Below are 13,872 nucleotides of genomic sequence, written 5' to 3'. Positions count from 1 at the left end.
AATACTGTATTGTTTTAATGTATGAAAAAAATAACTCATTTCTCTTTAATTACTTCTACAATCAATTTATAGTTTAGCATTTCAGATATATCTTCATCACTTAGTTCTATATCAAACTCCTCTTCAAATGCAACTATTAAGTTCATCTGCTTCAATGAATCCCAGCTTTCGATTGTTTCGGGTGAAGTATTATCTGTAATTAGTGTCTCATCAATCCCTAACACTTCGCTCATAACTCGTTTAATTTTCGCTTCCACTTCTCACTCCTATATAATTTAAATCTCTCTTTTTATACTCTTTAATATGTTGTTGATATTTAATATTTTTGTCATTTCTTTCTACTATCTCAAATCCATACCTATCATACAAGTCTACTACTTGCTCATTTTTCAATGTTCTCACATATTGTGCTTCTATTTTAGAAATATTTTTTTCTTTCAAAATATCAATAATAGTATCCATAAATTTATACTCTATATTTCGGCCTAAAATCCTACAGCTCATAAGTAAAGTGTCAATTATACCAAAATCATCATTATATTCTATTATTACAAGCCCAACGACTCCATTATCACCAAACTTATCGTTAACCCCTATAGCTATAACGATATGTTTAGAGCTATTGATGAAATTTTTTATATCTGTTTCAGTATATCTTTTCGTTGTTAAATTAAATTGATTTGTTTTTTGCGTCATTTGTGATATTCTTGGTACCAGTTTTAAATCATCCACATAGATTGTAATCTGTAATTCTAATGACTTAAGATACTCTTCTATATTTCCTATGCTTTGTTCCACTTCTGTCCTTGCAACTTGAGCCTTATACATTTTGACTTTCTCTAAATCTTCTTTAGTCTCTTTTGAATTATAAAAAAGATTACTTATTGTTCTCATCATCATTGCATATTCGTACTCTTTTTTAGGTACTTGAAAGACATTAAGCATTGGAAATTTTTCTTTTATAAGGTTCACCTCAAAATTAGAATCATCTATAAATACCAAGCTATCAAGTCCAATGTTTAGCTCTTTTGCTATTGCTTTTAAATTTGATGCTTTATCTTCCCAATTTATTTTTTTAATGACAATATGTTCATCTCTTAAAATCATATCTGGGTGTTTTTCTAAGACTTCATCTACATCTTGAAGATTATTTTTACTACAAAGTCCTATTATAACTCCTCTTTTTGCTAATTGAACAGCTAAGTATTGAACTTCTTCGTACATTTTGATTTTATCAAATCCATCTTCTCCCAAAATGCCCTTCCATAATGTATTATCACAATCAAAGATTAATGCTTTTTTTGTCTTGCCATTTGCAGATAAAAACACAGGTTTTATATATTCAAAATATTTTTTATAAAAATCAATACTATAAAGTGTTTTTGAAGAGTAGTAGTATCGTAAATCTATAGATCTACCAATAGAAAGTGAAGCAATAACTTTATCAATATCTATTAATTTAATATTTTTTTTTAATTCTAAATATTGGTTCAGTTCTGCTACTAAAATATTTAACCTATTTTCCTTTAAACTAAGATGATTAAATACTATAGATGAAAATCTATTTACTACCACCAATGATACTTTTGACAAGTTATTAAAAACCATATCAACCTCTTGTTTAGTTTTATTGATTATTGCACTAAATTCCTCATCACTCAATAATTCTATTTTATACTGTAAACCATCTATAAAATTCCACAATTCCCAAAAAATTAAAACGGCATTAACTTTTTGATATTTAAGACTATCTTGAACTATATTGTCATAATCTCCTAAAATAACTTCTGCATTGATGCCATTTTTTCTCAAAGTGTATTCACATATCTCTTTTGATTGATGCACCATAATATTTGACAGAATAGCTATCTTATATGAATGTTTATCTGTTTGTTCTAATTTTTTATTTTCTTTGATTATTTCACTATATTTCATCTCCATCATATCATCACCTGCCCACCATTGACTCTAACGGTTTCACCTGTTAAAAAATCAGATTTTTCGGATACTAAATAGCTTATAGTATTTGCTATATCTTGAGGTTTTGCAAGTCTTTTTAAAGGAGTTTTTGCAGAGGTTAAAAGTTTGACTTTTTCTGGAATATCAGAAATAAGCTCTGTATCTGTCATCCCAGGAGAAACTAAATTTACCCTAATACCTTTTGAAGCTAGTTCAATAGCCAATGCTTTAGCAAATCCATTTAAAGCAGATTTTGCAGTAATATAATGCAACCATTCGCTATTAAATTGCTCTGTTGCTTGAGTTGTTATAAAAACAACTTTACCATAACTATTTACCTCCATAAATGGGATAATTTTTTTTATTAAATTGAAGTTTGATTTAATATTTATATCAATTTGAGAAGACATATCGCTCCATTCTAAACTGTTTACTTTAATATTTCCAAAATGCAAAGTAGAAGCATTTACAAACGAAGTTATTGAATTGAAGTATCGTTTTATTTCAAAAAACATTTCATTTGTCTCTTGTTCGTTTAAAAGGTTCGCTTGAACTAAAATAATTTTTTGATCTGTGAGATTCTCAAGTTCAACTTTAAGCTGCTCTGCTTTTGATTTGTTGGAGTTATAATGAAGGATTAACTCAAAACCATCTTTTGCTAAAGTTCTTGCAGTTTCAAAACCAATTCCGCCAGTTGCACCTACTATTAAAGCAACTTTTTCAACCTGTTGATCTTCTATGTCTTCTTTTTTCTCATCTTCTATAATCTTTACTTTTGCAATACCTGCAGTAACTTTTTGTTTGTGTTGATTAAATATATCTGTTTGGAGCTCAATACTATTTTGTCTATCTATCTTTTTTAATACTTTTGCCATAATTGTAAGCTTATCACCAACTCTAACAGGCAATAAAAACTCCAAATTTTGTGCATACCATAATGCACCATCACCTGGTATTTTAGTGCCAATTATTGTAGATATAAATGAAGCTCCTATCATGCCATGGGCAACTGGTTTTTTAAATGATGTTTTACTTGCAAACTCTTTATCTATATGTAATCTATTATCATCACCGCTTAAATCAACAAATTTTTTTATATCCTCTTCTGAAATAGTATGTTTTATCTCTGCTGTATCACCAATATTGATTTTTTCATATCTAGTCATTTTAAGCCCTTTTCACTATTGCTGAATAATTAATAGTTATTTTCTTATCTACGATTTCACACATTGGTAAGTTTTCAACAGGCAAAACTTTTTCGGAAACTATTTCTAATCCACATTTACTAAACATATTTCGTATTTCATCTACTGTATGAAAATGGTACACATGGTCTATTGCAGGACAATTAACACAAGTTGATAAAAATGCTTTTCCATTTTGACTCAATAATCTTGAAACTTTTTTCAATAAAAGTTCTGGTGTTTCAACATGCTCAATAACTTCACCCATAACTATAAAATCACAATTTGAATCTAACTCAAGTTTTAACATATCTTCATTTATAAACTCTATATTTTTACTTGAATAAAAATACTCAATGATAGACTTTGAAATTTCTAAAGATATAGGAGATATATCTATAGCAGTCATTGTTGTATCTTTATCTAAGATGTCGATTGCATTTTTGAGAAATAATCCATGACCTGGACCAATTTCTAAATAGTTTTTTATACTTTTTTTATTTTTCTCTAACTCATCTTTTAGATGATTAAACATTTCGTAATGAGTACTCCACAAATATTGAGATAGTGCAAGTCCTATCATATAAGATAACATCTCTTTTTTATCATTATAAACATTATCAATGGCTTCACTGGTTTTAGATACAGGGTATTTACCTGTTCTCATAAACTTTACTTGTGATTTAAACATATCATTAACCATTTTTAAATAAGCATCTATGCCATACTCTATGGTCATATTATTTTTATTTAAATACATTATATAATCTTTTAGAAACAGTTCAAATTCATCTAGAAAAGTACTCTCTCTCGATTCAAAAAAAAGTTCTAATTTTTTCTTTTGAAATGATGAACTTTCATAAATTTTTATTTTTAAATACTCAATATTCTGATACATTCTTTTTTGTCCTTTAAAGCTATCCGTAATTTTATCTTTTTTTTGTTTTACACCCAATTTGGAAAATTTATAGATTTTTTACTGTATTCTAAACTTACAGGATATTCCCCTCGCTTATAACTCTCATACGCTTTCATATATGGTATAGAGTATTCTATAAGTATGCCTAGCTGAATCCCCTCATTTCTATACTTTTCAAGCCACTCATCCCTGTTTTCAACTAATGCCACACAGTGACTATAAGTAGAGCCTTGCATATCTTGCATAAACTGACACTCTTCATCTTGAAGTTTATTTATCCAATTTTTAGCATTTTTAATTCTATTTTCCATTATATAGTTATATTTTTTGAGCTGATTTCGTCCTACTCTTGCTTCTATGGATGAAGGCATCATATCCCAATCAGTAGGAAAATATATTTTATCTTCTTCAAAATACTTTACAAATCTATCTAAAGCACCTATTCGTTCCAACCAATTAACAAACCCATACACATAAGAGTTAAATGCAATATTTACAGCTACAAAATAGATAAATCTTTTTATCGATTTTGAAAATCCTGATGCTTTTGAATTGCTTTTTCTCCAAGACTTTAGTTTTTCATAAGTTTCTTTAGAGTTTGTACTAACCATACCACCAAATATAGAATTGATAACTTTACTGATATTTGAGCCAAATATTGCCGCATCACCATATTTAGTCACAAGTTTCTCTTGCCATTTAGCTCCATAACTATGAGCTGCATCTTGTATCACATATATTTTATGTCCGTACTTTTGCTCTGCATTTTTTACTATCTCTTGTACTTTTACTACATCCATAGGATAACCGAAGATATGTGTTACAACTATGGCTTTTGTTTTTTCAGTTATAGTTTTTTCTAAAAGTTCTAAATTCATATTGAAACTCTCTTTACTACTATCTACGAACACTGGTATATTTCCACTAAGCACTATAGCATTTGGAACAACTACACATGTATAAGCAGGGCATATCACTTCATCATTTTCAAGCTCCCATACTTTTAAAAGAGCATAAAGTCCTGTTCGACCATGTTGAAACATAACCCCATAGTAATTTTGAAACTTATTTGCAAACTCTTTTTCATAAGAGTCTATTGGGTTTTTTTGAAATATATTTAATGCTGCTATCCAGTCACTAAAAGTGTAGTTAGGTTTAAGTCTAGGGGTTAACTTAAACATTTTTAAACTCCACTAATTTTGTGTTTTTATTTTCAAAGTTTTGAGATATAAAGTATCCACTAGATGCCATATGAATAGATTTTGATTTACCGATATGTTTTATCTCTTTGCAGTTTTTTGGTTGAGCTATCTCTTCTTTTATTATAATTTTATCTTCTAAAAATTCAAACTCTCTTTTGACACTTCCATCTATTCTGTTTTTTCCTGTCATTAGCATATTTACTATGAACTTTTTAAATAGGTTTCCTAAATAAACTGATCTAAAAATTGTTAAAGATAGTACTCTTAGGATGATGAAATTTAAAGGGTTTGGTAAAGATTCATTTATTTTATAAAAGTTTGCTTGGATGACATTATCTTTAAAAACTATCTTTTCATCAAACTGCTGTGTAGAAAACTTTTGACTGTCATTTAAGGTTCCAAATAAACCACCATCTTCAATATCCAATTTACAATTATTTAGATTGAATACTTTTAACGTACCACCTTTTTTATAATTAAGTATTGCAAAATAGTTTTCATTTGAATTAAGGTGAATACCAGTTTGTTTAAAATCTTTTATTTCAGTTTTCATATAAAAAGGGTAGATTTTTGTTTTTTCTATATTTTCTTTTACATCATCATACTTCAAAGCTGCTACTGCATATGCATTTAATAAAGGTATATAGTTTCCGATATCTATATTTTGAGGCAGTAAATGTTGTTCTTTTGGTTCTAAATATTTTGCCATCATAGCAAACTCTTTTATCTCACCACTAAGAGTGATTATACCTGCAGGATAAAAAACCTCAGTATTTCTTGAGCCATATAGTCCACCAATAGTTCCATCCGGATGGATAAAATGACTTAAAAAGTTGGCTGATCTTTTAAGTGATTCTAATAGTTTATGATCTTTTGTTATCTCATAAGCACAAGATAGATAATAAGTACATAATGTTTGATATCCAGGGTCTGCCCCTTCATACTCTTTGTACCATCCTTCATCTGATTGGTTATCATAAATGATTTGTAGTAACTCTTTATCTCTTGGGCTATCATCACCACTCATCTCATTCCATAAAGTTATAGCGGCAACACCTGTTGCTAAATGGTTTGAAATAATTGCATGTTCTTCACCATTATTTGTAATAAACTCAATCAGTGGCTTTATAACTTTTAAATATCTTTGCTTAGTTTCATTATCTAGGATATTTTCGAGATATCTTATAGCCCAAAGTACATCAAAAGCGACCAATGCAGTCACACAAAATGAATTTTCTCTAGGATATGCTTCTATTACTGAACCATTTTTATCTTTTATCTTATCAATTGCCATAATAGCTGAATCTATCATCTCTAAAACAATAGATTCTTCTTTATTTTGGAATAAGTCAAGTTTAAGAGCAATAGCTAAACTATGCACTCCACCTTGTAAAGTTGCATTTGCAAAATCTTTTGTCTTCCAACCCCAAAACTCACGGTCTGCATAACCATAAGTAGTAGAAAACTTATCAGTATTGTAAAGATTTAAAAGCTTATGTAAGTTTTGCTTTAAGACTTGTTTATAGATGTTCACTTTTTATCATTCCTGTAAATAAACGACCAAGATAGGTTAAAGTCCATTGGCAATATACCAAAAGGGTTTTTTATAGACTGAACATTTGTAAAATTTTCATCAAGTAGTTTTTTAATCTTATTTACAAAATTTGGATGCTCCCAACAAATGATTTTATCGTAATCAAAATCCATATTTTTCTTCACATATCGTCTTGATGTTAGAAATCTTCCGAATCCCCAGGCTACCCCCCCCTCTGTAGGAACAGCACCTATTAAAATACCATTTGGCTTTAATATTCGTTTTAACTCCTGTAAATACTCTTCTAGCTCATAAATATGTTCTAACTGATGAAAAGTTATAAGTATATCGACATTATTATCTTCTAATCCTATTTTAATACCACTCACTTCTATAGTTTCAATATCCTCAATAAAGTATTCTTCAAGTCTTTTTTGAGATATTTCTAAAAATTCTTTTCTTATATCTGCTAAAATATATTTTTTGGGTTTTGTTGAATTGTAATCCAAGTGATCAATACTTCCAGGACCAACTTCAAGAACTACTTTATCCGTTAAATCAATCTGTTCCATAATTTTAAAACCAAAATGATTCACAGTTGTACCAATACTTCCTTTTTGATTATCTTGATAAAATTTTTGTACATTTTCCTCTTTTAATGCCTCAATATACTCTTCATCAGAAAAATCTGCTTTCAGTCCCCATTTTTTTCTATCCCCAAACAATGGCTTGAACATAAAATATGGTAAATACTTATATATCATCTAAAATCTCCTCATAAAATTTATGCCACTTATAATCACTACTACAAACTCTTTGATGCCAAGATATAGATACATGTGTAGTTTTTGATACTTCTTTTGATGTAGTAAGCATATCTTTGGCTTTTTGAAATATTTTTTCATCATCAGTATAGTCATATACATTAGAATCCATTATAATCTGTGGTATGACTTGATACCCATATCCTTTTTGATTTTCAAAATCATAAGGATGATACGAACTAGCACACCCACTTCTAAAACCAATCCTATCATTCCATCCAAGGGTAGAATCGTGCTCAAATAATTTACTGTGAGACTTTGGAGTGATTGCTTCAAAATAGTTTAGCCAATGTTGTCTAGTCTTTGTCACTTTAATCCCAAGAGTTTTTTCAAGTATCTCTTTTTCTTCTTTTAGTCTATTAAAATTCTTTGCACTATCATAACTTCCATGTAATCCTATTTTAAATCCATTTACATAGAGTTCTTTTAGATTATTTTGAAGTTTAGTATTAGTTTTTATATCATAAGAAGGATCTATAAGCCACGATTTAAAACTTTTTGATTCATTTTTTACATAGATATAAAATGTCGAAGTTTTATTATGTGATTTCTCTAAATTTTGCCAATAATCGAAACACCAATATGATGGATTTGAAAATGCAAATTTTATTGTTTTTTTTAAATTTTTTAAAAATTTTTCTGGTTTTAGTATTGATTTAATAGTATTAAAACTATTAAATGCTGTTTGCTTAAGTCTTAACTGAAAAGTTTTATTTATATAGTCAACATCATGAGACAAGTCAATAATTGGCTTTTTTGCGTCCCAAAAATCCAAATTTGGAAAATTATTTTTCAAAAAAATCTCTAACTCATTAAATAGTATATTGACAATTGGTATATCAAAACTTGATTTATCTACTCTTGGATGATTTAGGCTATAGCTGTATATATGTTTACCATTTTTTTCGCTCAAATGCTCTTCATATCTTGATAAAAAAACGAATGCATTCCAAAAAATATCATAGTTTAATTCAAAATTATCGTCTTGTGTATTAGTATTTTCCAAAATATATAAATTTTCTTTTATGTATTCTATCTTTCCATTTGGCAAGATTTCATTTGAGTTAAATATATTTAGAGAGTTTTGTATATAAGTATCTGTATAATATATAATATTATCAAATCTTGCTTTCGCTTCAAAGCCTATAACTTCTATATCAAAATTAACTAGATTAATAGTTTTAAATTGCTCTATTATATATTTAAGCCAGTTTGTATTTTTGAGGTTTGTTTTAATAGTTATCATCAGTCTATATACTTTCTATGCCACATCTCAAGATTTAGGGCACCCCATAGATCACGGCTAAATTTTCCACTTTCATTTATCTGTTTTTCTATTGCTTGAGTATTTAAATAGCCTCTTTGTTTTGCTTTTTGAGATGTCAGTATATCAAGGGCATACTCTTTTAGGTCTCCAGCAAGCCAATTGTTTATAGGAGTTGGAAAACCCATTTTATCTTTTCTCTCTATTATCTCTTTTGGTAATATATTTTTTACTGATTTTATAAGCATTGCTTTTGTTTTTCCGCCTGAAAACTTCATTGATGGGGGCATTTTAGATGCAAGCTCTATTATTCTATAATCTAAAATAGGAACTCTTGACTCTATTGACACTGCCATACTCATTCTATCTTCTACGTGTAATAAAGCAGGTAAGAGTGTCTTTAAATCAAAATGGGTCATTTTATTAAAGTATGATTTAGTATCAGGATGGTTAAAAACTTGTTTAAACTTATCTAGAAGTTGTCCTTCCTCAAAGGTAGACAAAAACCCTTGATTATAAATCTTGTGTAAATTATGAGAACGATTCATCATACGATAATATCTCTCATCCATAGGTTCAAAAAGTCCTTCTTTGAATTGCTCTTTTAAGAGTGGTACATAATTTTTCATTTGAGACATATTAGGAATAATAGATTGTAAAGTAACTAAGTGTTTTCCTTCTTCTGAAGTTTCAAAAATAGCTCCCTTAAGTGCTTGCTCAAGATATGCTACTGCATATCTAGTATAGCCTCCAAATATCTCATCTCCACCCTGTCCTCCAAGTACAACTTTTACATGTTCAGATGCAAGTTTTGATACCATATACTGAGAAAAAACTCCAGGACCTGCTTCTGGATAGTCCATATGATACACAATATTCTCAAAATTATCTAAAAAATCTTTAGACGTAGGAAAAATTTCATGATGTACACTATGAATTGATTGATGCACTATTTTTGCATATTGTGTTTCATCAAAGTCAGGAGACTCCTTAAACCCTCCACTAAAAGTATGAAAATCGCCAAAATAATTTTTCGATGCCAAAGTTGAAACTAAACTAGAATCTATTCCACCACTTAAATATGCTCCGACAGGAACATCTGAACGCGTTTGGATATTTAGCGAGTTTTCAAGTAAATGTAAAAGTTCTGTTGTATATTCTTCTTCGCTTATTGAATCATCAATATTATAATTAAAGTCCCAATACTTTTTTTTCTCTTTTATCTTTCCTTCTTCTAAGTAAAGAAATGTTCCTGGTTCTAAAGAGTGTATGTTTTTAAAGAGTGTATGCTTTTTTAACATAACTTGAAAAGTCATATACTCATTTAAAGATTGTTGATCCACTTCTTTTTTAATTTCTGGATATTTTAAAATAGCTTTTATTTCAGAAGCAAATATAAAATCATTTCCTTTATATGTGTAATACAGTGGCTTAATTCCAAAATGGTCTCGTGCTAAAAACAATGATTTTTTGTGCTTATCGTAGATTGCAAATGCAAACATTCCATTAAGCTTATTAACGCACTCTTTACCATAGACAATATACATATTCAACAACACTTCTGTGTCTGAATATGTTTTAAATTGTATTCCTTTTGAAACAAGATGTTGTCTAAGTTCTAAATAGTTATATATCTCTCCATTAAAAACAAGAACATATCTTTCATCAAGACTTTGCATAGGTTGTTGTGCATGGTTTATATCAATGATAGCAAGTCTAGAGTGTCCAAAAGCCACCTTATTATCAATATAAGTTCTTTGATCATCAGGACCTCTATGATAAAGTGTTTCTAATTGTTTTTTAAGAATACCTATTTTATCTTCACGTTCGGATAAAAAACCAACAATACCACACATTATTTACTCATCATGCAATTTTTTTATATTTTTATAGCTTCTTCTCCATCCACCCCAAGGCCAATGATAAAGCAAAGCTAAAGTTCCATATCCAAAAGTTGTTATAGAGCTAACCATTTTTGATTCGCTTCGTTTTTGCTGATACCTTAATATAAATGGTGATTCACCAAACTTTGCACCTATAATCTTAAGCTTTACTATTTTTTCTAAGGTAGCAGTAAATCCCAAACCTTTAAGTTGTATAAATTGATTTCCAAATGTATTAATTGCATGTTTAATTGTTGATGCCCGATAAGCTCTAAAACCACTTGAGTACTCTTTTAATCCATCAATAGGAAAAAAGAATTTCATAAATAAATTGGCAAATCTTGAGATTGTAGCTCTGTAACTATCTAATCCTTCTTGCCCTCCACCTTCAACAAATCTAGAAGCAATCACAACATCATACCCTTCTTCTATTTTTTCTAATAATCCAGGTATAAACTCTGGTTCATGTGTATCATCACAATCCATTCTAATAACAATATCCTCATCATTTGATAATTCTGCAACTTTTTCAAAAAGATCTCGAGATGTCTCCCCCAAGCCTCTATTGATTTTATGTGTAATAATTGTTAAAGGTAAGCTATTAGAATAAAATCTTAGTTTTTCTCCTGTTTTATCTTTACTACCATCATCACAGGCAATAATATGATACTCCTGTTTCATATCCTCTTTAAAAGCTTTATCAATTTTTGGAAGAAGATAATCCAATGACTCTTCTTCATTATATGCAGGCAATAATATATATATCATTTTAATAGTTCCTTTACAATGTTCTCACTTGCTTTTCCTTTTCCATATAAATTCAATTCATAATTCGAATTCATAGAATCAACTTTTTGAACAGCATCAATAATTTTTTTTCTATCTGAACCAACCAAAATATTAAAATTATTTTCAACCAGCTCAATCCACTCTGTCTCTTCCCTTAAGGTAATACATGGCTTTTTAAAGAAAAAAGCCTCTTTTTGTAAACCACCACTATCCGTCATCACAAAACTACAATGTTCAATTAACCATACCATTTCCAAATATCCTACTGGGTCTATAATAGAAAAATCTACAGGTATAAAATTTTCTTCAATAATCTTTTTAGTTCTTGGATGTAGGGGTAAAATAACTTGATGCTGTTTATGTATCGTATTTAATGCATCAATAATTTGACTTAATTTAGCAATATCATCAGTATTTTCAGCTCTGTGTATTGTACACAAGATAAAGTTATTAGATTTAATATTTAAAAGAGAAGGTATTTTTGCAAACTCTTTATAAAACATTGCACCATCTTGCATTACATCGCCAGATTTAATTATTTCGCAATTAAATTTATCATAACCTTCAACTTTTAAGTTATCGATTGCTGTATCAGTCGGACAAAATAAAATAGAACTTACTCTATCGGTAAGTATTCTATTCACTTCTTCTGGCATATACATATTAAAACTTCTTAACCCTGCTTCTATATGAGCCAGTTTTATATGAAGTTTACTTGCTACTATAGCACCTGATAATGTAGAGTTAGTATCACCATATACGAGCATCCAGTCAGGTTTTTCTTTAAGTGCTACTTCTTCTATTTTCTCTATCATCTGCCCCGTCATTGCACCATGAGATTTTCCTCCAATACCTAAAAAATAGTCAGGCTTTGGTATATGCATCTCATCAAAAAAAACATCTGACATATTCGCATCATAGTGTTGTCCAGTATGGACTATAACTTCTTTTATTTCATCATGTTTTGCTATTTCACGACTAACACTACTTGCTTTTATAAATTGTGGCCGTGCACCTAATATTGTAAGTATTTTTATCATTATCTCTTTTCCTTTTTAAACATACTTATAACTTTTAGTATCAAATAGTTAGGTAAATATTTTAAATCATATTTCCATGTACATCTGCAAGTGAAACATAATGGATTATCACAAAAATGAAAAGAAGGATTCTCTTTCATTAAGTCTAATTCAATATTATAACTATCTTGCGCATTAATCATAATTGCTGCAGCTTTTCCAAGCTTCCCATATGTTAATTTTCCCTCATCCATATAGTATTTATAAAATTTACTAAAGCCATCACTACAACCTCCTAAATCTTTTCGTTTAAATAGTTTTACTTCGTTAGTTGAAGCCTTATAATATACTCTTAAGAAATTTTTCAACAAAGATTTTTTTGTTAATCCCAGTTCCTCTTGAACTAAATGTACCGTTGTAAAGCCTGGACTTTCACTTATAATACCAAAGTTTAGTAATTTTGCATTTAATGATAGAAGTTTTTTCATAGGTGCATAAGATAGTTCTTCCTCATTATGGTCTTTCATTATAAAGTCAGCCATTTTCCCTATAGCTAAGAAGGAGTTTGTTGGATGAGAACTACGTACTGATGATGGATGTTCTAAAAATGCTTTTCCCAAGGCACCTGTAGTAGGAATACTATCAACATCAAAGATATATTGTTTGTTCAACTTATAGAATGCAAATGATTTTGTAAAAGCTAATGTAACAATAGTTCCTTCTTTTCCTACAGTTTCTAATAAAGTGTTGATAAAAAGATCTTTTTTTATTCTACCAACTTTCGCCAAGTTTCCTCTTACTAAAACAGTATCCCCATTTTTTATTCCTAAACTTTGCAAATCATTTTTTAAATAATCATATATTTGCACATTTAAGCCTTTTAGATGTGATTGTTTGATCAATAGAATCAATTAAAGTATCAAAATATTTTTTTAAAGAATTTTTATCAATTATACTATCCCAATTATAATTTATCGATGAATTAACTTCATATCCAAATTCATCACATTCAGTATAATATGGCAAATAACCTATAATATCTTCTGCTAAACCTAAAGGAAAGACTGAAAAGCTAGGATATCTGTTCGATAACTCTACATAATATCTTGAATTAACTTCAGCAGGGATAGAGACAAATAAAAAATTGTTAAACCGTATTATTTTAGTTGTCATCTTTTTACTGGTATTTCCTGTTTCAGAAAACAATTCAAAATCAAAACTATTTAATTCAAGTACTTTGTCTTCACTATTAACCCTATTGGTATTTTTAAAGTTTAATATATCTTTTGTAACAC

The 13,872-nt window shown here is 29.0% G+C and carries 13 protein-coding genes; all 13 read right to left on the bottom strand.

Annotated elements, in window-relative coordinates; translation table 11 throughout:
- Window positions 1-35 precede the first annotated feature (35 nt).
- Window positions 36-257, bottom strand: coding sequence for an acyl carrier protein (locus tag CRV04_RS11545; RefSeq protein ID WP_128997008.1), 222 nt, complete (start codon window positions 255-257; stop codon window positions 36-38).
- On the bottom strand, window positions 241-1,944 hold the full coding sequence (locus CRV04_RS11540; protein WP_228126548.1) for an HAD-IIIC family phosphatase: 1,704 nt from the start codon (window positions 1,942-1,944) through the stop codon (window positions 241-243). Before CRV04_RS11540 ends, CRV04_RS11545 begins: the two co-directional genes overlap by 17 nt.
- Window positions 1,941-3,125 carry an SDR family oxidoreductase gene (locus CRV04_RS11535; RefSeq protein WP_128997007.1) on the bottom strand — a complete coding sequence of 395 codons (1,185 nt, stop codon included), beginning with the start codon at window positions 3,123-3,125 and terminating at the stop codon, window positions 1,941-1,943. Before CRV04_RS11535 ends, CRV04_RS11540 begins: the two co-directional genes overlap by 4 nt.
- 1 nt (window position 3,126) lies before the next feature.
- Window positions 3,127-4,098: a class I SAM-dependent methyltransferase gene (locus CRV04_RS11530; RefSeq protein WP_128997006.1), complete on the bottom strand. Its 972-nt coding sequence runs from the start codon at window positions 4,096-4,098 to the stop codon at window positions 3,127-3,129.
- Window positions 4,089-5,243, bottom strand: a complete 1,155-nt coding sequence (locus tag CRV04_RS11525) for a DegT/DnrJ/EryC1/StrS family aminotransferase (protein WP_128997005.1) — start codon at window positions 5,241-5,243, stop codon at window positions 4,089-4,091. The genes CRV04_RS11530 and CRV04_RS11525 overlap by 10 nt, the downstream gene beginning before the upstream one ends.
- Entirely contained in the window at window positions 5,236-6,798 is a 1,563-nt protein-coding gene (locus CRV04_RS11520; protein ID WP_128997004.1) for an ulvan lysase-like protein, read from the bottom strand. The genes CRV04_RS11525 and CRV04_RS11520 overlap by 8 nt, the downstream gene beginning before the upstream one ends.
- Window positions 6,795-7,562 (bottom strand): class I SAM-dependent methyltransferase, encoded by a 768-nt coding sequence (locus tag CRV04_RS11515; RefSeq protein WP_128997003.1) that lies wholly within the window; start codon window positions 7,560-7,562, stop codon window positions 6,795-6,797. The genes CRV04_RS11520 and CRV04_RS11515 overlap by 4 nt, the downstream gene beginning before the upstream one ends.
- Window positions 7,552-8,868: a DUF7033 domain-containing protein gene (locus CRV04_RS11510; RefSeq protein WP_128997002.1), complete on the bottom strand. Its 1,317-nt coding sequence runs from the start codon at window positions 8,866-8,868 to the stop codon at window positions 7,552-7,554. The genes CRV04_RS11515 and CRV04_RS11510 overlap by 11 nt, the downstream gene beginning before the upstream one ends.
- Window positions 8,868-10,742 carry an asparagine synthase (glutamine-hydrolyzing) gene (asnB, locus tag CRV04_RS11505; protein WP_128997001.1) on the bottom strand — a complete coding sequence of 625 codons (1,875 nt, stop codon included), beginning with the start codon at window positions 10,740-10,742 and terminating at the stop codon, window positions 8,868-8,870. Before asnB ends, CRV04_RS11510 begins: the two co-directional genes overlap by 1 nt.
- A 3-nt stretch (window positions 10,743-10,745) precedes the next feature.
- A complete protein-coding gene (locus CRV04_RS11500) occupies window positions 10,746-11,537 on the bottom strand; it encodes a glycosyltransferase (protein WP_128997000.1) in 792 nt (263 codons plus the stop codon).
- On the bottom strand, window positions 11,534-12,598 hold the full coding sequence (gene wecB, locus CRV04_RS11495) for a non-hydrolyzing UDP-N-acetylglucosamine 2-epimerase (protein WP_128996999.1): 1,065 nt from the start codon (window positions 12,596-12,598) through the stop codon (window positions 11,534-11,536). The genes CRV04_RS11500 and wecB overlap by 4 nt, the downstream gene beginning before the upstream one ends.
- Complete coding sequence (locus CRV04_RS11490; protein WP_164969162.1) at window positions 12,598-13,446, bottom strand: AAC(3) family N-acetyltransferase; 849 nt, start codon at window positions 13,444-13,446, stop codon at window positions 12,598-12,600. Before CRV04_RS11490 ends, wecB begins: the two co-directional genes overlap by 1 nt.
- Window positions 13,433-13,872: hypothetical protein (locus CRV04_RS12890; RefSeq protein ID WP_164969161.1), on the bottom strand; the 440-nt coding region annotated here is incomplete at its 5' end. The genes CRV04_RS12890 and CRV04_RS11490, both read right to left, overlap by 14 nt.

Origin of the sequence: Candidatus Marinarcus aquaticus, from assembly GCF_004116335.1 — a bacterium.
GTDB classification, from domain to species: Bacteria; Campylobacterota; Campylobacteria; order Campylobacterales; family Arcobacteraceae; genus Marinarcus; species Marinarcus aquaticus.
This window is presented reverse-complemented; position numbering and strand designations above follow the sequence as displayed.

What these genes read in the sequence shown, in the direction of transcription:
- CRV04_RS11535 (WP_128997007.1), bottom strand. Translation starts at nt 3,125, where the DNA reads ATGACTAGATATGAAAAAATCAATATTGGTGATACAGCAGAGATAAAA.
- wecB (WP_128996999.1), bottom strand. Translation starts at nt 12,598, where the DNA reads ATGATAAAAATACTTACAATATTAGGTGCACGGCCACAATTTATAAAA.
- CRV04_RS11510 (WP_128997002.1), bottom strand. Translation starts at nt 8,868, where the DNA reads ATGATAACTATTAAAACAAACCTCAAAAATACAAACTGGCTTAAATAT.
- CRV04_RS11540 (WP_228126548.1), bottom strand. Translation starts at nt 1,944, where the DNA reads ATGATGGAGATGAAATATAGTGAAATAATCAAAGAAAATAAAAAATTA.
- asnB (WP_128997001.1), bottom strand. Translation starts at nt 10,742, where the DNA reads ATGTGTGGTATTGTTGGTTTTTTATCCGAACGTGAAGATAAAATAGGT.
- CRV04_RS11500 (WP_128997000.1), bottom strand. Translation starts at nt 11,537, where the DNA reads ATGATATATATATTATTGCCTGCATATAATGAAGAAGAGTCATTGGAT.
- CRV04_RS11515 (WP_128997003.1), bottom strand. Translation starts at nt 7,562, where the DNA reads ATGATATATAAGTATTTACCATATTTTATGTTCAAGCCATTGTTTGGG.
- CRV04_RS11525 (WP_128997005.1), bottom strand. Translation starts at nt 5,243, where the DNA reads ATGTTTAAGTTAACCCCTAGACTTAAACCTAACTACACTTTTAGTGAC.